Origin of the sequence: Skermanella stibiiresistens SB22 (assembly GCF_000576635.1) — a bacterium.
Classification (GTDB): domain Bacteria; phylum Pseudomonadota; class Alphaproteobacteria; order Azospirillales; family Azospirillaceae; genus Skermanella; species Skermanella stibiiresistens.
This window is the reverse complement of the sequence record NZ_AVFL01000015.1, coordinates 119,036-135,059: the sequence shown is the minus strand read 5'-3', so window position 1 is coordinate 135,059 and position 16,024 is coordinate 119,036. Positions and strand designations below refer to the sequence as shown.

The window sequence follows — 16,024 nt, the reverse complement described above, 5'->3', positions numbered from 1 at the left end:
GGAAACCACGGTTTCATTACATGCCAGAGACTTTAAATTATGGTTACTGTAGTGTTCACCATGATGTTTCTATGCTGTTTGTTGTAAGTGATAGGCGGTTGGTTCTAAGAATTTAAATGGCCAGGGCCACCGCCGCCGCGACCGCGATCTGGTAGATCACCTGCATGATGTCCTTGGTGATCTGGAGGCCCTTTGTGTCGACCTTGGGCAGAACCAGCAGACTGTCGCCCGGCCGGAGCGGTTCGGTCGACGCGATCTCGACTGCGCCGTTGGCGCGCATGATGGCGAAGCGGTCGGGATCGGCTCGCTCGGTCAGGCCACCGGAGCGAGCGATGTAGTCCTCGGCGGAGGATCGTGGCGAATAGACGACGGCCTGAGGCACCAGCACCTCGCCGGCGATCATGATCAGGTCGCTCTGCTGGGGAATGATGACGGTGTCGCCGTCCTCCAGGCGGATGTCGGCGACCTTGCCGTCACGGGCTACGATGACGCGGCCCTCCGGTTGGACGGCGCGGGCGCGCTCGACGAACTGGCTGACGAGCGCGGCCTCCTGGACGCGGATCGTCGCCTCGCCGTCGGACGAGGCGGGGGCCGTCAGCACGCTCTGTTCGAGCCGGCGCAGGGACTCGTCGAGCAATTGGCGCTGCTGCCGGGCGACGCTGCGCCGGCGCAGGTAGACCGCCTGGACATTGGCGCTGCCGGTGTCGACCGCGATGTGGTCGAGCAGTTCCTTCAACGTCGTGTCGCGGTTGACCGCGTAGTACGAGGGACCGAGATGGCTGCCTTCGATGCCGATGTCGATGATCTGGGCGTGGTCGTCGGCCTGGAAGCGGACGCTGTCCCCGTCCTGGAGCCGCAGGGCCCGGAAATCCGACAGCGGCACATAGACCGAGAAGGGGCCGCTGTCGCGGTTTCCCGAAGCGCCGGCGTGGCTGACCTTGGGCATCGGACGGGCGATGTCCATCAGCTCCGCGCCGGTGGCGGTGGAACCGGCGAACTCGAAGCGGAACGGGTTGCGCGCGGTTCCGTCGACCGTGACGGTCAGTCCCTGCCGCTCGACCAGGACGACGTCGCCATCCCTGAAGCGGAAGGCTGGAACATGCCCGTCGATCAGGAAGCGGTAGAGGTCGACGCGGGCGACCTCCTTGCCGGCGCGCAGGACCTTGATCTTGCGGTAGCTGCCGCGTTCGGCGTCGATGCCGCCGGCCCGGTGGAGGAACGAGAGAAGGCTGTCGGACGGTAGTCCGGCGTATTGGCCGGGCTGGAGCACGGGACCGGTGACGTAGACCGTCACGGGGGTCGCGGTCAGGAGGTTGACATAGACCTCGACGTTGTTGGTGTAGACCGACCTCAGCGACCCTCTGACCTTGGCGTCCAACTCGTTGGCGCGCGTGCCGGCGACCTGGACGGGACCGACGCTCGGGATGAAGATGTTGCCCTGGGCATCGACCGCCGCGACCTCGTCGGCGGTCATCTCGCCCCACACCCGGATGGCGATCCGGTCGCCGGGTGCCACGACGTAGTCGGCGTTCAGCCCGTCCGACCGTTCCAGCTGGAAGGCGCCGGAGAACAGGTTGGCGCCGAACGGCGGCGGTAGTTCCGGCATGGCCGGCAAAGCCGGCTGCTGGCCCTGAGGCTGGGCCATGACGGGCTGACGGTCATCCAACTGCCGTTGCTGCACCGTCCGCGTGTCGATCGGGCGGGATTGTGGCTTGACCGGGGCGGAGGCGGCGACCGGACGCGTCTGCGCCATCGCCGGGTGGACCGAGGCCGAGACCGGGACGGTGGCCAGCACGGCGAGGCCAACGGTCGTGAGAAGGGTTCTGCGAATGGTCATCATGCCCAACCTGCGTGATCCTTGACGGCGGCCACACCCAACGCGCCGATACCCCACGCGATCAGGGCGCCGAAGAAGACGGTGAGTATCGAGATCAGCCGGCGCGGACGGACGGCGTCCTCCGGCAGATGCGGCTGGACGAAGGACGCGAGATAACGCTGCTTCCGCACAGCCTCCGCCCTGGCGCCCTCCAGCGAGCCAAGCGCCGAGACATAGGCCTTCTCCGCGAACTCGCGCTCCATCATCAGGCGCTCGTAATCGGCGACCATCCCGCTCATGACATCGGTCTGGCCCGGATCACCGGCCAGCTTGCCACGCTCCTCGGTGATTTGGCGCTTGAGGGCGGCGATCCGGTTCTCCAGCGAGACGACCGCGGACGCGGTCGAGCGCATGAAGGCCTTCATGGCCGACAGCTCCGCCTCGCTCTTCGCGAGTTCGCCCTCCAACCCGCTGAGGATGGTCAGGCGGGCCTCGGCCGATCGCGCGGGGTCTATCGCCTGGCGGCGGTCGCGGAAGCTCGTCAGCGCCTCGCGCGCGGCGGTCAGCCGGGTCTCGGCGTCCGCGACCTGCGATTCCGCGAAGGCGACCGCGTCCTTCCTCGCCCTCTCCGACAAGCCGTTGACCAACGTCTCGCTGGTCTCCAGCACGGCGTTGGCGACGGCGACCGCGTCGTCGGGCCGGAACGCGGCGACGCGCAATGTCGTAATCCCGGAGAGGTTGTCGAACGCCACGTCGACCATGCCGCGCCAGTACAGCACGACATCCTCGATCGGGTCGTCCGGGTTCAGCCGGGCGAGCCAGTCGGCGTCCGGTCGGGCGTAGAGGGCGCGGAGGTCGAAGCGGCGGCTCAACTCGTCCACCACCTCGCGCGATCGGATGTAGTCCTGCACGATCATGGCGTCGCCGGCCGAGGCCGCATGGCCAGGCACGCCGGTCAGGACGCCCAGCATGTCGGTCGCCGCCGCCTCGCTGCCGCGGACGGCGAACCGGGCCTCGGCGACATATTGGTCGGAGGCGAGGGCGCCGTAGTAGATCAGGGCCAGCAGGGTTGGCAGGCCGACGCACAGGGCCGCCGACCAGGGCGCCAGCCGGCGGCGCTCGCGATTGGCGACGGGAGCCGGCGCCGGCGGGGTGATCGGGGCGGAGGCGATCTCGGGGTCCGGGCGGGGTGTCGGATCTTCCCGCGGTACCGTGCGGATCTTGCTGGGAATGGCGTTCATGCCGCTTGCCTTTCGTATGCCGCGACCGCTTCGTCGATGTCGTCGTGGAATGTCAGCTTGCCGCCGGAGAGCACGGCGGCGCTGTCGCAGTGCTCGCGGATGGTCGCCATGCTGTGGGAGACCATGATCACGTCGGACCGGCCACGCCGTTCCCTGAAGGCGTCCCGGCATTTCGCCTGGAAGTTCCGATCACCCACGCCGGTGATCTCGTCCACCAGATAGCAGTCGAAATCGATCGCCATGCTTAGCGCGAAGGCGAGCCGCGCCTTCATGCCCGACGAATAGGTCCGGATCGGCATGTGCAGGTAGTTCCCCAACTCGGAGAAGTCGGCCACGTAATCCTGGATGGAGCGGAGGTCGGCGCCATAGATGCGCGAGACGAAGCGCAGGTTCTCGGCGCCGGTCAGGCTGCCGTTGAAGCCGCCGGCGAAACCCAGCGGCCAGGACAGGCGGGCGCGGCGGATGATGCGCCCTGTGTCTGGCGCCTCGGCGCCCGCGATCATGCGCAGGAGCGTCGACTTGCCGGCGCCATTGACGCCCAGGATGCCGACGCTTCGGCCCCGGCGGAAATGGATGTCGGCGTCGTCGAGGATGATCTTGGGGCCCGATGGGGTGGCGTAGGCCTTGGACACGCGGTCGAACTGGATCATGCCCGCCTCAGCCGGTCTCTCGCCACGCGCTCGGCCGCCAGACCGAGGAAGAGCAGGACCGCCGCGATGGCGACCGCGTAGCCGCGATCCAAGTGGGTGCCGTCATAGTCCTGGAAATAACCGGAGCGGGTCCATTCGATCATGTGCAGGACGGGGTTGAGCACCATCCACTCCCGCATGGGCGAGGGAATGGCGTCGGCGGTGAAGAAGATCCCGGAAACGAAATACAGCGGCCTGGTGACCGCGGTGTAGAGCTTCTCGTAGGAGGGAAGCAGGCTGACGGCCACGCCGTTGAGCAGCCCCAGGCCGGTCGCGAAGACCGTGACGCAGGCCAGCGCACCCGCCAGATCCAGGAAGTCGCCGGGCACCGTGGCGCTGCCAAGGGCGCCCAAGCCCATCAGCAGGATCGTGAACACGGCGATCATGGTGCCGGATTCCAGCAGCGCGCGGCCAACCATGATGTCGATCGGCAGGACCTGCGGATAGCTGAGCAGCGCTCCGTTGGCGTCGACCGCCTTCATGGTCCGCGACGAGATGTTGACGAACATCAGCCAAGGCACGATGCCGGTCGTGAAGAACAGGGACAGGTCGTTGCCGATCGGCGCCGCGCGGCGGAGCAGTGTGAAGATCGTCAGCAAGGTCGCGACATGGGCGATAGGCTCGACCAGCGCCCAGGCGTAGCCGAACCGGGTCCGCCCGAACCGCGTCGTCGTCTCGCGCAGCATGATCGCCAGCAGCACGCGGCCCTGGATGGCCAGGGCGCTCGCTTGCCGGTGGACGGGCGGGATCTTGTTACCAGTGGTGGTTCCAGTCATCGAGGGAGGCACCCCGCCCTCATTCGCCGATGGTGGTGGCGACGACGGCGCGTGTCGCCCGCCAGCCATCGGGAGAGGCGCACGCGACCCGGAGACGGTTGCCAGCGCCGGCACGGCGGTTCTCGGCGACCTGATAATGACGGCAGGCGAGGCCGCTGGCGGACGAATAGGCGTCGCCAGCTGTCACCGTGACGGGGACGCCGCCGGTGCCGGGCAGGGTGGCGGTGGCGCCTTCGGGGGCCGTCCCCAGGAATTCGGCCCAGCCGGCGCCGAGCGGCTGGGTTCGGCTGGAGACGGCGCTGGGTGGCGTCACCGCCGCGATCGGGGGGGCGCCAGCGTCGGGAGTGGCGCAGGCGCCGAGGCCGACGAGCAGCAGGCAGGCGGCGGCACCGTGTCGAAGCAGGCGTGACGGGCTCGCGGAGCGGCGGCTTGGCATGGGTGTCTCTGCGGTCCGAGGGGTCACTTGTCGTAGATCTGGACGACGCCCGCGACATCGCCGGCGGCGTCGACCACGATCAGGTTGGACACCTTGGCCTCGATCATGCGGGTTTCGGCGTCGCCCAGCATCTCGCCTTCCTGGGCGGTCAGTGGCTGATCGGTCATGATGTCGGAGGCGCGCAGGCCGCCGATGCCCTCGCGGCGAAGCAGGGCGCGGCGCAGGTCGCCGTCGGTGATGATGCCGGCCAGGGCGACCGCCCCCGGTTCGCCGATGTCGTCCCGCATGACGATGGCGATGCCCAGGCGGCTGGTCGTCATGGCGACGATGACATCCCGGACGGGATCGTCGCAGCCGACGATCGGCAAGCGGCGCGTGTGCATTACGTCGCGGACGCGGGTCAGCAGGCGGCGGCCAAGGGAGCCGCCGGGATGGAAGCGGGCGAAATCAAGCGCCTTGAAGTCCCGCCGCTCGATCAGCGCCACCGCCAGCGCGTCGCCCATCGCGAGGGCCGCCATGGTGGATGTCGTGGGGGCGAGATTGTTCGGACAGGCCTCGCGGGTGATCGAGGCGTCCAGGACGATGTCGCAGTTGCGCGCCAGCGTCGAGTCCGGCTTGCCGACCAGGGCGATCCGGCGGACGCCGAAATGCTGGAGCGAGGGCACCAGCCGGATGACCTCGTCGGTTTCCCCGCTGTAGGAGATCAGGATCATCAGGTCGTCGCTGGTGATCATGCCGAGATCGCCATGGATCGCCTCGGCCGGATGCATGAAGAAGCTCGGCGTGCCGGTCGAGGCCAAGGTGGCCGCGATCTTCTTGCCGATGATGCCGGACTTGCCCATGCCGCTGATGATCACCCGGCCCCGCGTCGCCATGACGGCTTCGACGGCCCGCTCGAAACCGCCGTCGATCCGCTCGGCCAGATCGGCCAAGGCGACGGCGTAGTTGGTCAGGGTGCCGACCGCCGAACGGATGGCGTCCGGTACGATCGCGGCCTCCGAAGTAGGTGAGAAAATCTTAAAATCGGCGATAGGTGCTAGACTGGTCATGGCTGGCTGCGGTCTCCGGAAATATCCAGGGTGGCGGGAGAGGCCCCGGCAGGAACTGAGGTTTGGGCTATTCACCTTTCGTATACGGCGATCGGCCTAGCCAATATCTGCCTTTCGTAATAGGAAAAAGTCAGATGCGCAACTGCGTGACCAAGACATACCGTCCATATGGTTAGAGATTGATTAACTACGAAATGCGCGCAGCCTGAGAGTGCGACAACCGGCGTCCGGGGAGGGTGCCGCTTGTGGCGGTGGCGTTTCCCGCATGCGACTGGTTCGCCGCCGATGCGCTAACGCGGGAGTGGGGCCGGTGGCCTAATTAGTGGGAAGGCCGAGATGGATATTCGGAGCCGAAGCGGTAACTGCCGCGTTCTGATCTGTTTGAAGCCCACTCTGGGCGATCCATTGAGGAAACGGCATGCACGGCATGGAAGGCGCCCGCGGCGCTTCGACAATCGACCCCCTAACCCGCGGTCTGATGCTCTGGGTCGGACTGCTGGTCGCGGCGGTTGGCTTGACCTTGTTCCCCTTGCTGCTGGTCGACGTTCCCCCGCTGCTCGACCACCCCAATCACGTGGCGCGCAGCCATGTCATGGCGACCATCGGCACCGATCCCAATCTGGCGCGCTATTACGCGGTCGACTGGAAGCTGGTGCCGAACCTGGGGAGTGACTTGGTGATGGCGGCCCTGATGCCCTTCATGTCGGCCGAGGCGGCGGGCAATGTGCTGATCGGGGTCATTTTGCTGACCACGCTGGCTGGCATCCTCGTCCTGCACCGCGTCCTGTTCGGCCGGCTTGGCTGGTGGCCGCTGGCCGGGTTCCTCCTGCTCTATCACGGCGCGTTGACCGCCGGCTTCACCAGTTTCTCGCTGGGCCTGGGGGTGATGCTGCTGGCCCTGGCGCAGTGGATCGCGTTCCGGGAGTCGTCGGTCACTGTCCGGCTGATCGGCGGCGTCGTCTCGTGCATGATCCTGTACGTCACCCATCTCATGGCGTTGGGGTTCTTTGGCATCCTGGTCGGCGGATATGAGTTGGCCAGGATCTTCGCGAGGCCGCGGGGGCGGCGTTTCGGCGGGGTCGTCTGGATGGACTTGGCCGTGCTGTGCCTGCCGTTCGTTCCCCCCTTGATCTTTTTCCTGCGGATCCAGTTGGGCGACGCCAATGTTCCCGAGGGGCGACTGATGGGGACTTGGACCTTGTGGCCACGCCTGCGCGGCGTCCTGATGCCGGTGCTGAACTACAATCTCTACTTGGACGCGGTCACCCTGCTGATATTGGGCGGTATGGTCTCGGCACTCGCTTGGTTCCGAAGGCTTCGGGTCGCGGTCCCGATGCTGCCCGGAATGGCGATCGTATCCGTCCTGTTCGTGGTGCTGCCTGGAACCATGCTGGACACCGGGTTCACCGTGGAGCGTTTTCCAATCGTCGTGGCGCTGGTCGGCGTGGCGGCGATCCGGCCGGAGTTTCCCCGAAGCTGGATCGCTCCGGCGACCGCCGCGGTTCTCGGGGTGTTGTTCGTCGCCCGGATGACCGTGGTGGCGCAGGTGTGGTATCAGCATCAGGACTACCTGACCGAGTTCCGCGCGGCTGTCCAGCCCATGGAGCGCGGCAGCCGGATGATTGTGGCCGATGCCCTGGGCAACGACATGGCCGTCTTCAGGCGGGAGGCGCTACGGGGATCGTCCGGTCACCTCAGCCTGGTGACGGTGCCGGCCTTGGTCTGGGTGCCGACGCTCGTGGTGAACGAGAGGTCCGTCTTCAACCCGATGCTGTTCAGCCATCCGCAGAAACAGGTGCTGTCAGTCAGGCCGGAGTTCCGTCACATCGCCCCCAAGGATCAGGGATTGGAGAAATTGGACCAGATCCTGGCTCCCAGGCCGCTGGAGGAAGCCGGCCGGGTGCTGGTGCCGCGCTTCGCGGCGTTCGATTATCTGCTGATCACCTACGCCGACTACCTCAGCCCGGAGAAACGACGGGAGCTTCGAAGTCTCGAACCGGTCTTCGAAAGCGGACGGTTCATCGTCATGCGGAACCAGACGTCCGAGCCATTGGCCGAGCCACTTGGGAGGGTGCGATAGGCGGCGTGGAGGCTCACCGACGCCGGAAAACCAGGAGGTTCGACATGGTGTAGTTCATCATGAATCCTATCGCCACGACCAGGACCTTGATCGCGGCCTCCGGCGCCAAGTCGAGCGTCGAGGCCATGACGGCGTTGCAGGTGGCGAGCGTGATCAGATTGGTCGCGCAGAATGCCACGAACTGTCGGGCGGGGTTGGATGATCCGCGGTCTCGAAAGGTCCAGCGGCGGTTCATGAGGTAGCTGGAAAGCGTTCCGGTGGAATATGAGACCGTGTTGGCTACGACGGGATGAATACCGAGGCCTCCCGACAAGAGCGCGTAGATGCCGATGTCGATCAGGGTGTTGGAGACGCCGATGACGGCGAATGTCCCCAGTCGCCTCATTCGGCGGCCAGCCGTACTCCCGTCATCGCGGGAGCCTTCATCTCCGAAGCTTGGTACCGCAGCGAGTGGATGGATTCGATGACGACGAGCGGCCGGTGCTTGGCTTCGATATAGAGCCTGCCCAGATACTCACCCATGATCCCAAGCACGAACAGTTGCGCGCTACCGAGCAGCAGGACGACCGTGATCAAGCTGGTCCAGCCGGCCACCACGCTGCCTGTGACCCAGCTGTGGAAGGCGTAGAACAGCGCCAGGATGCCCAGCACCCCGAAGATCAGCCCCAGATACGACGCCATGCGCAGCGGTTGGATGGAGAACCCTGTGATGGCGTCCAGCGCGAAGCGGACCATCTTGGATACGGGATACTTGGTTTCGCCAGCGACGCGCGGCTGGCGCTGGTAGCTGAATGCCACCTGCCGAAGGCCCACCCAACTGACCATGCCGCGGATGAACCGGTGCTTCTCGGGCATCGAGTTGAGGATGTCCAGGGCTCGCCGGCTCATCAACCGAAAATCGCCGGTGTCCGCCGGGATGTCGATATCCACCATGTGCCTTAACGCGCGATAGAACAGATTGGCGGATGTCTTCTTGAACCATCCTTCCGCCGCCCGCGCCTCGCGCCTGCCGTAGACCACGTCGGCGCCTCCGTCCATCAGGGGCAGCATCTCCCGCAGCAGCTCCGGCGGGTCCTGGAGATCGGCGTCCAGGATCAGGATTCGTTGGCCCCGGCAGATCGTCAGACCGGCGGTGAGGGCGAGCTGATGGCCGAAATTACGGGATAGATTGACGGCGATGACGGCGGGATCCTCGCTGGCGAGACGGAGGATGTCGGCCCAGGTGCTGTCCCGCGATCCATCGTTGACCAGGATCAACTCGTAGTCGTCAGCGAACAATTGCCTGCAAACGGTCGACACGCGCGCGTGCAACTGGTCGAGCACGGCCGCCTCGTTGTAACAAGGGACCACGACCGATAGGGCGGGAAGATCGTCGTTCATCGTCAATCTGGCACCATCCCGCATTGGGCAAGTTCGACACAGGGCCGCGTTCTTGGCAACTCCCGTCCGCCAACAGGATGACGAGCGTGGGATTCAACAGATCTCCTTCGCGGATACGTATTCAAGACGCCGGATCAATCGGCTCATGTGCTTTCGCGCGTCTCAACTCGGCGTGGGAATGGCGGGCATGGGCTCCGGATCCTCCTCCCCCGCGACGGAGAGGGAGCCATCCTCCTCGACCGCCACCTCGTCCTTCGCCTGATGCCAGTGCTGGTCCTCGCGGCCCGAGGGTCGGCCTTCGCGCAACCATATCTCGTGGGCGCGCTGGCGGATGAGTTCGTCACGGTTGGATGGGGCCGTCATGTCATGGTTCCTTCCCGCGGGTGATGGTGTTTCGGGACAACACGCGCGGCGGGTCGATTGATCCGCCGGCGCGAATTGACGCTGGGAGTCGCGGGCGGGTAGGGTGGACACGTTGTTTCCTGACATGAAGTTCCCATGACAACCTGCCGGACCGTATTTCCGTGACCGCTCCCATGGGGGATCGCGCGCCGTCCCGTCTGGCCTACGCGCTGCTGCTGGTGGCGCCGCTGATGATGTCCAGCAACATGCTGGCGGCGCGCTGGGTCGAAGGGAGCGTGCCGCCGGTGGCGCTGGCGTTCGGCCGCTGGTTCCTGACGGTGGCGTTCCTGCTGCCCTTCACCGCGCGGGGACTGTGGCGATGCAGGGCGGTGATCGCGCGGGAGTGGCCCAACCTGCTGCTGCTCGGCGCCCTGGGCATGGGCGTGTGCGGGCCGCCGGTGTATTTGGCGGGTGCCACCACGACCGCCACCAATATCGGCCTGATCTATTCGACGACGCCGATCCTGATCGTGCTGCTGGGCCGCGTGTTCTGGGGCGAGCGGGTGTCGGCCGGGCAGGTGGGTGGCATCGCCCTATGTCTCGCCGGGGTGCTGACGATCATCGCGCGGGGCGATCCAGGGGTGCTGGCGACGCTGCGATTCACCGCCGGCGACCTGTGGACGGTGCTGGCGACCATGGGGTGGGCGGTCTATTCCGTGCTCTTGAAGTACCGGCCATCGCGTCTGGATCTGACGGGCAGGCTGACGGCCATCACGGCCGGCGGCGTGCTGGTGCTGCTGCCGTTCCTGGCACTGGAGTTCGCCTTCGGGGAGCGGGCGGTGTTCGACGGCCGCACGGCCACCATCTGGATTTTCCTGGCGCTGGTGCCGAGCATCGGGGCTTATCTGCTCTACGGCAAGCTGATCACCATGGTCGGACCCAGCCGAACCGGGCTGCTGATGTACCTGGTGCCGATTTACATCGCCGGCTTGGCCTACCTGCTGCTGGGCGAGCAGCCGCGTTTGTTCCATCTGGCGGGGGTGGCGCTGATCCTGCCCGGGATCTATCTGGCGACCACGACGGGCGGATCGACCCTGAAGCGGGCCAAGGGCGGCGGGTGAGACGCGGGGTGATGTCGGGCTTTCGACCCGGGCGGACCAACCAATCCACGGAGATCGCATGCCGGGTATCCCCCGCGACAAAAGCCCCGACACCACGCTCGCCCTGCTCAGGGAAGGGTATCCCTTCATCACGAACCGCTGCCGCCAACTTGGGTCCGATGCGTTCGTCACCCGGATGATGCTGCGCCGGGTCGTCTGCATGCGGGGCGAGGAGGCGGCGCGCGTCTTCTATCATCCGGGCCGCTTCACCCGGAACGGAGCCATCCCAAGGACCACCTTCGCGCTGCTTCAGGACAAGGGGAGCGTCGCCTCGCTGGATGGGGAGGCCCACCGCGTTCGGAAGCGCATGTTCCTGTCGCTGATGAAACCCGAGGCCGTCAGGGAGATGGGCGACGCGCTGGAGAGGGCGTGGCGCGCCACCCTACCGGCGTGGTCTCGGATGGACAGGGTCGTCGTGCGCGACGAGATCGGGGGCGTGCTGTGCCGGGCCGCGTGCGACTGGGCGGGCGTGCCGCTGACGGAGGCCGAGGCGGTCGAGCGGACGCGCGAGTTCCGCGCCATGATCGGCGGAGCGGGCTCCGTCGGGCCCCGCGCCTGGCGGGGCCGGGTACTGCGCGCGCGGACCGAGGGATGGGCGCGCGCACAGGTCGAGGCCGTCCGGGACGGGAGCTTGGCGGTGCGGGACGGTTCCGCCCTGGAGGTGATCGCGTGGCATCGCGACGACGGCGGCGAATTGTTGCCGGTCAAGGTGGCGGCGGTCGAGTTGCTGAACATCCTCCGGCCGATCGTCGCGGTCGACCGGTTCATCACCTTCGCGGCGCTGGCGCTGCACCAGCATCCGGAAACCGCGCGGGAGGCGGCGGGAGACGACCGTTACCTGGAGATGTTCACCCAGGAGGTCCGGCGGTTCTACCCGTTCTTCCCGGTGATCGGCGGGCGGGTGCTGGAGCCGTTCGAGTGGCGCGGCCACCGGTTCGCCGAACGCGACTGGGTGCTGCTGGATCTCTACGGGACCAATCATGAGAAGCGGGTTTGGGGCGACCCAGACCGGTTCCGGCCCGAACGGTTCGTGATCTGGGACGGCAGCGCCTTCAACTTCATTCCACAGGGGGGAGGCGACTTCGAAACCGGGCACCGCTGCCCCGGCGAGTGGATCACGATCGAACTGGTCAAGCGGGCGGTGCGGATGCTGGTCAACGGCATGGGGTATGTGGTGCCGAGGCAGGATCTGACGGTGTCGCTCTCGGACATGCCGACGGGGCCGGCCAGCGGCTTCGTGATCCAGCGGGTTGAGGCCGTCGCGGCCTAGCGTTTGGCTAGCGTTTTGGCAGGGGCTTGATGTCGCGCAGCAGGATGATGCTGATCCGGCGGTTGCGCGGCGACTGCGGATCGGTGGGGAGCAGGTGGTCGCGGTCGGCGCGGCCGACCACGGTCGCGATCCGGGTTTCGTCGATCCCGCCCGCGATCAGGGCGCGGCGGCTGGAATTGGCGCGGTCGGTCGAGAGTTCCCAATTGCCGTAGATGTCGCCCCTCGCGAAGCGGGTACCGTCGGTGTGGCCGCTGATCGACAGCTTGTTGGGCAGGCGCCCGACCGCCTGGGCGACCAATCCCAAGAGCTGGCGGGTCGGGGGATACATCTGGGCGCTGCCGAGCGGGAACATGGAATAGTTCGCCTGATCGACGATCTGGATCCGCAGACCCTCCGGCGTCTGCTCGATCATCAGGCTGTCCGCCAGCTGCGAGAGTTCCGGCACGCCCTCGATCGCTTTCCGTAGCGTCTTCTCGGCCTCGTCGAACTGCTTCTGCTCGCGCTTCGCCATCTCCTCGCGAAGCGCCTTGTCCTCGATCTGGGCGGTGCTCATGCCGGCGGCGTCGTACTGCTCCTCCGAGATCTGGTTGGGCTCCTTCTCGGACTCGCCGGCGCGGCTGGCCGTCGGCTGGGTCATGTTCATCGGCGAGCCGGGGGAGATCATGGCGCCTGGGACCGTGATGGTCAGGCCACCGAGGACGCCGCCGCTGCCACTGGTCTCGCGCGACACGCTGGCGGGGCTGAAGTAGTCGGCGATGCCCTTCCGCTGCTGCGAGGTGGTGACGTTGAGCAGCCATAGCAGCAGGAAGAACGCCATCATCGCCGTCACGAAGTCGGCGTAGGCGACCTTCCACGCGCCGCCGTGATGGGCGTCGTGGTGCCGCTTGCGCTTCCGCTTGATGATGATGACCGGCTGCTGGTTGTTGCCGGGCGAGGGTGGAGGCGGCGCCATCGCGGAGCTCTGCCGGATCAGGCGGGCGGCAGGGCCGACGTCGCGTCCTCGACCTCGTAGAAGGTTGGGCGGACGTCGGTCAGCAGGGCCTTGCGGGCGTATTCGACCGAGACGGCGGGGGCGTAGCCGTGCAGGTGGGCCAGCAAGCCCGCCTTCATGCACTGGAAGTACTTGACCTCGGCCTCGTAGACGGCCTTCAGCGAACTGGCGATGGGGGCGAGGAAGCCATAGGAGATCCAGACGCCCAGGAAGGTCCCGACCAGCGCGCCACCGATCAGCTTGCCCAGCACCTCCGGCGGTTCGGTGATGGAGCCCATGGTCTTGATCACGCCCAGGACCGCGGCGACGATGCCCAGCGCCGGCATGCCATCGGCCATGGTCTGGATCGCGCCCGAGATCTGCGCGTGTTCCTGGTGGTGGGTTTCCAACTCCTCCTCCATCAGCGTCTCGAGCTCGTGGGGATTATCGGAGCCGAGCGACATCAGGCGCAGGTAATCGCAGAGGAAGACGACGGCGTGGTGATTGCCGTGGAATTTGGGGAACTGCTGAAACAGCGAGCTTTCCTCAGGCTTCTCGATATGCTGTTCGAGGGCCAGGAGACCCCGGGTCTTGGCGATCTTGAAAACTTGGTACTGGAGGCTAAGCAGCTCCAGGTAGCTGTTCTTGTCGTAGCGCGAGCCCTTCAGCAGGGTGAACATCGCTTTGCCGCAGCGGCTCAGAACCGTCTTGGGATTCGAGATGATGAACGCGCCGATGGCGGCGCCGACAATGATCACCGCCTCGAACGGTTGCCACAGCACGCCGATATGACCACCCATGGCCGCGTAGCCGCCCAGCACGCTGACCAGGACGGTGATGGAGCCGATGATGAACAGCATGTCCGGGAGTTGCCACCGCGTGAAGGGTCGGAATTGGGAGTTGGGATCACTTCCGATAGAGTGGGCTGGTTTCGTTAAGAAGCCCTTAGTGGGGCGGCTGGCGGGCGCTGGCGGCGGTACTTCAAGCTTGCGCGCGGTGCCCGCCTGATATACCGAAACACGCGAGATGCCTTTTTTCAGCCTGAACCGAGCGAACCTTCGCCATGAGCTTTGACCGGCGGGCGTTCCGCAACGCCCTGGGATGCTTCGCCACCGGGATCACGGTGATCACCACCGCGACCGACGCGGGCGAGACCTTCGGGCTGACCGCCAACTCCTTCAGTTCCGTGTCGCTGGACCCGCCCCTGGTGCTGTTCTGCCTGGGCAAGACGTCCAACAACCTGGATGTCTTCACCAGTTCGGGCCGGTTCGCGGTCAATGTGCTGGCGGAGGGGCAGCGCGACCTCTCCGTGCGGTTCTCCACCGCGTTCGGCGACCGGTGGGAAGGCTTGACCTGGGAGACGTGGGAGACGGGAGCGCCGATCCTGGCTGGCTGCCTCGCGTCGATGGATTGCGCGACGGAGGCTGTCCACGACGCCGGCGACCATGTCATCATGGTCGGCAGGGTCAAGCGGCTGGCCTCGGTGGCGGAGGGCAAGCCGCTGCTGTACTACAAGGGCGACTACGCCGGGATCACCGACCAAGGCTGAGAGCCGACCTGGACCTCTGGGCCTGGAGCCTCACGACACGTCGTCCATCAATTCGGCTGGATAGCCCGCGGCGCGCAGTTGGGCGATGATGGCGTCCACATGGGCCGGATCGCGGGTTTCCAGCACGACATCGATATCGGCCATCTTGACCGGGACGTTGTGGAACAGGCGCTGGTGATAGACCTCCACGATGTTGCCGCCCGCGTCGCCGAGGAACTGCGCCACCTTCGCGAGCGCTCCGGGCGCGTCGCTCAGGCCGATGCGCAGACGGACGACGCGGCGCTGGCGGACCAGTCCGCGCATCAGGATCGAGGCCAGCACGCGGGCGTCGATGTTGCCGCCGCAGATGACGGTGCCGACGGTCTGTCCCGCGAAACGGTCGGGATCGTCCAGCAAGGCCGCGACACCGGCCGCACCCGCTCCTTCGACCACCAGCTTCTGCTCGGTGATCAGGGTGTAGATGGCGCGCTCCAGGCACTCCTCGCCGACCAGGACGATATCGTCGACCAAATCCCGGATGATCTCCCGCGTCAGCAAGCCGGGCGACTTGACGGCGATGCCCTCCGCGATGGTGGCGCCGGAGCATGACACGGGAGCATCGGCCAGCGTCCGCTTCATGGACGGGTACAGCTCGGCCTCGACGCCGATGATCCGGATGCCGGGCTTCAGGGCCTTGGCCGCGACGGCGATGCCGGCGATCAGGCCGCCGCCGCCGATCGGGATCACCAGTGTATCCAGGTCCGGCACGGCCTCCAGCATCTCCAGCCCGATGGTGCCTTGTCCCGCGATGATCAGAGGGTCGTCGTAGGGGTGGACGAAGGTCAATCCGTCGTGCTCGGCGACGGCGTGGGCGAAGGTTTCGGCGTCGCTCAGCGTGTCGCCATGGAGCAGGACGCGGCCGCCGTAGGCCTCCGTCCGCTCGACCTTGGTGAACGGGGTCTGCGCCGGCATCACGATGGTGGCGGGGATGCCAAGCCGGGTCGCGTGGTGGGCCACCCCCTGGGCGTGATTGCCGGCGGACATGGCGATGACGCCCTGCCGGGCCTGCGCCGCGTCCAGGCTCCTCAGCTTGACCAGGGCGCCGCGCTCCTTGAACGAGCCGGTGTGGCGCAGGCTCTCCAGCTTGAGGAACAGCTTGGTCCCGGTCTGCTCCGACAAACGGGGCGCCGCGACGGTCGGCGTTGGCGGCAGGTCCTCCGCCACGATGGCCGCCGCGCGTCTGATGTCTTCGAGGCCGATCGACATGGGCGGAGGCTCCGGGATCAG

The 16,024-nt window shown here is 66.6% G+C and carries 16 protein-coding genes; 4 read left to right on the top strand and 12 right to left on the bottom strand.

Translation table 11 applies throughout. From position 1 onward, the window contains the following. Nucleotides 1-112 precede the first annotated feature (112 nt). The 6 genes from N825_RS20055 to N825_RS20030 are packed head-to-tail and all read right to left on the bottom strand — an operon-like array spanning nt 113 to nt 6,007. A complete protein-coding gene (locus N825_RS20055; protein WP_198038728.1) occupies nt 113-1,837 on the bottom strand; it encodes a polysaccharide biosynthesis/export family protein in 1,725 nt (574 codons plus the stop codon). After that, the gene (locus tag N825_RS20050) at nt 1,837-3,057 is read right to left on the bottom strand and encodes a KpsE/RkpR family capsule polysaccharide export protein (protein WP_051512651.1); all 1,221 of its coding nucleotides are present in this window, start codon (nt 3,055-3,057) and stop codon (nt 1,837-1,839) included. Before N825_RS20050 ends, N825_RS20055 begins: the two co-directional genes overlap by 1 nt. Beyond that, entirely contained in the window at nt 3,054-3,707 is a 654-nt protein-coding gene (locus tag N825_RS20045; RefSeq protein WP_037455981.1) for an ABC transporter ATP-binding protein, read from the bottom strand. The genes N825_RS20050 and N825_RS20045 overlap by 4 nt, the downstream gene beginning before the upstream one ends. Continuing rightward, nucleotides 3,704-4,522, bottom strand: a complete 819-nt coding sequence (locus tag N825_RS20040) for an ABC transporter permease (protein WP_051512650.1) — start codon at nt 4,520-4,522, stop codon at nt 3,704-3,706. The genes N825_RS20045 and N825_RS20040 overlap by 4 nt, the downstream gene beginning before the upstream one ends. A gap of 19 nt (nt 4,523-4,541) precedes the next feature. Continuing rightward, nucleotides 4,542-4,958 (bottom strand): DVU3141 family protein, encoded by a 417-nt coding sequence (locus N825_RS20035; RefSeq protein WP_037455979.1) that lies wholly within the window; start codon nt 4,956-4,958, stop codon nt 4,542-4,544. Nucleotides 4,959-4,981: 23 nt separating this feature from the next. Next, nucleotides 4,982-6,007 (bottom strand): KpsF/GutQ family sugar-phosphate isomerase, encoded by a 1,026-nt coding sequence (locus N825_RS20030; protein WP_084164898.1) that lies wholly within the window; start codon nt 6,005-6,007, stop codon nt 4,982-4,984. 418 nt (nt 6,008-6,425) lie between these two features. Between N825_RS20030 and N825_RS20025 the strand changes: the two genes are divergently transcribed. After that, nucleotides 6,426-8,087 carry a hypothetical protein gene (locus N825_RS20025; RefSeq protein ID WP_037455976.1) on the top strand — a complete coding sequence of 554 codons (1,662 nt, stop codon included), beginning with the start codon at nt 6,426-6,428 and terminating at the stop codon, nt 8,085-8,087. A 13-nt stretch (nt 8,088-8,100) separates the two neighbouring features. On the opposite strand, the gene N825_RS36720 is transcribed toward N825_RS20025, so the two are convergent. From N825_RS36720 to N825_RS39805, 3 genes are all read right to left on the bottom strand, one after another. Then, nucleotides 8,101-8,472 (bottom strand): GtrA family protein, encoded by a 372-nt coding sequence (locus N825_RS36720; RefSeq protein WP_051512649.1) that lies wholly within the window; start codon nt 8,470-8,472, stop codon nt 8,101-8,103. Further along, nucleotides 8,469-9,467 carry a glycosyltransferase family 2 protein gene (locus N825_RS20015; RefSeq protein ID WP_051512648.1) on the bottom strand — a complete coding sequence of 333 codons (999 nt, stop codon included), beginning with the start codon at nt 9,465-9,467 and terminating at the stop codon, nt 8,469-8,471. The genes N825_RS36720 and N825_RS20015 overlap by 4 nt, the downstream gene beginning before the upstream one ends. A gap of 162 nt (nt 9,468-9,629) precedes the next feature. Further along, a complete protein-coding gene (locus N825_RS39805) occupies nt 9,630-9,830 on the bottom strand; it encodes a DUF2934 domain-containing protein (protein WP_037455973.1) in 201 nt (66 codons plus the stop codon). 161 nt (nt 9,831-9,991) lie between these two features. Between N825_RS39805 and N825_RS20005 the strand changes: the two genes are divergently transcribed. Continuing rightward, nucleotides 9,992-10,930, top strand: a complete 939-nt coding sequence (locus N825_RS20005; RefSeq protein ID WP_245613175.1) for a DMT family transporter — start codon at nt 9,992-9,994, stop codon at nt 10,928-10,930. A gap of 58 nt (nt 10,931-10,988) precedes the next feature. Further along, nucleotides 10,989-12,239: a cytochrome P450 gene (locus tag N825_RS20000; protein ID WP_037455970.1), complete on the top strand. Its 1,251-nt coding sequence runs from the start codon at nt 10,989-10,991 to the stop codon at nt 12,237-12,239. A gap of 7 nt (nt 12,240-12,246) precedes the next feature. Here the strand turns inward: N825_RS20000 and motB are convergent, their stop codons facing one another. Further along, the gene (gene motB, locus N825_RS19995) at nt 12,247-13,191 is read right to left on the bottom strand and encodes a flagellar motor protein MotB (protein WP_037455967.1); all 945 of its coding nucleotides are present in this window, start codon (nt 13,189-13,191) and stop codon (nt 12,247-12,249) included. A gap of 17 nt (nt 13,192-13,208) precedes the next feature. Beyond that, nucleotides 13,209-14,069: a flagellar motor stator protein MotA gene (gene motA / locus N825_RS19990; protein ID WP_037455964.1), complete on the bottom strand. Its 861-nt coding sequence runs from the start codon at nt 14,067-14,069 to the stop codon at nt 13,209-13,211. A 203-nt stretch (nt 14,070-14,272) separates the two neighbouring features. Between motA and N825_RS19985 the strand changes: the two genes are divergently transcribed. Continuing rightward, nucleotides 14,273-14,758: a flavin reductase family protein gene (locus tag N825_RS19985; protein WP_037455960.1), complete on the top strand. Its 486-nt coding sequence runs from the start codon at nt 14,273-14,275 to the stop codon at nt 14,756-14,758. 30 nt (nt 14,759-14,788) lie between these two features. Here the strand turns inward: N825_RS19985 and N825_RS19980 are convergent, their stop codons facing one another. Next, nucleotides 14,789-16,003 (bottom strand): threonine ammonia-lyase, encoded by a 1,215-nt coding sequence (locus N825_RS19980; protein ID WP_051512646.1) that lies wholly within the window; start codon nt 16,001-16,003, stop codon nt 14,789-14,791. Nucleotides 16,004-16,024: the final 21 nt, after the last annotated feature.

Coding starts and splice junctions, on each gene's coding strand:
- N825_RS20055 (WP_198038728.1), bottom strand. CDS start 1,837: ATGACCATTCGCAGAACCCTTCTCACGACCGTTGGCCTCGCCGTGCTG.
- N825_RS20050 (WP_051512651.1), bottom strand. CDS start 3,057: ATGAACGCCATTCCCAGCAAGATCCGCACGGTACCGCGGGAAGATCCG.
- N825_RS20045 (WP_037455981.1), bottom strand. CDS start 3,707: ATGATCCAGTTCGACCGCGTGTCCAAGGCCTACGCCACCCCATCGGGC.
- N825_RS20040 (WP_051512650.1), bottom strand. CDS start 4,522: ATGACTGGAACCACCACTGGTAACAAGATCCCGCCCGTCCACCGGCAA.
- N825_RS20035 (WP_037455979.1), bottom strand. CDS start 4,958: ATGCCAAGCCGCCGCTCCGCGAGCCCGTCACGCCTGCTTCGACACGGT.
- N825_RS20030 (WP_084164898.1), bottom strand. CDS start 6,007: ATGACCAGTCTAGCACCTATCGCCGATTTTAAGATTTTCTCACCTACT.
- N825_RS20025 (WP_037455976.1), top strand. CDS start 6,426: ATGCACGGCATGGAAGGCGCCCGCGGCGCTTCGACAATCGACCCCCTA.
- N825_RS36720 (WP_051512649.1), bottom strand. CDS start 8,472: ATGAGGCGACTGGGGACATTCGCCGTCATCGGCGTCTCCAACACCCTG.
- N825_RS20015 (WP_051512648.1), bottom strand. CDS start 9,467: ATGAACGACGATCTTCCCGCCCTATCGGTCGTGGTCCCTTGTTACAAC.
- N825_RS39805 (WP_037455973.1), bottom strand. CDS start 9,830: ATGACGGCCCCATCCAACCGTGACGAACTCATCCGCCAGCGCGCCCAC.
- N825_RS20000 (WP_037455970.1), top strand. CDS start 10,989: ATGCCGGGTATCCCCCGCGACAAAAGCCCCGACACCACGCTCGCCCTG.
- motB (WP_037455967.1), bottom strand. CDS start 13,191: ATGGCGCCGCCTCCACCCTCGCCCGGCAACAACCAGCAGCCGGTCATC.
- motA (WP_037455964.1), bottom strand. CDS start 14,069: ATGCTGTTCATCATCGGCTCCATCACCGTCCTGGTCAGCGTGCTGGGC.
- N825_RS19985 (WP_037455960.1), top strand. CDS start 14,273: ATGAGCTTTGACCGGCGGGCGTTCCGCAACGCCCTGGGATGCTTCGCC.
- N825_RS19980 (WP_051512646.1), bottom strand. CDS start 16,003: ATGTCGATCGGCCTCGAAGACATCAGACGCGCGGCGGCCATCGTGGCG.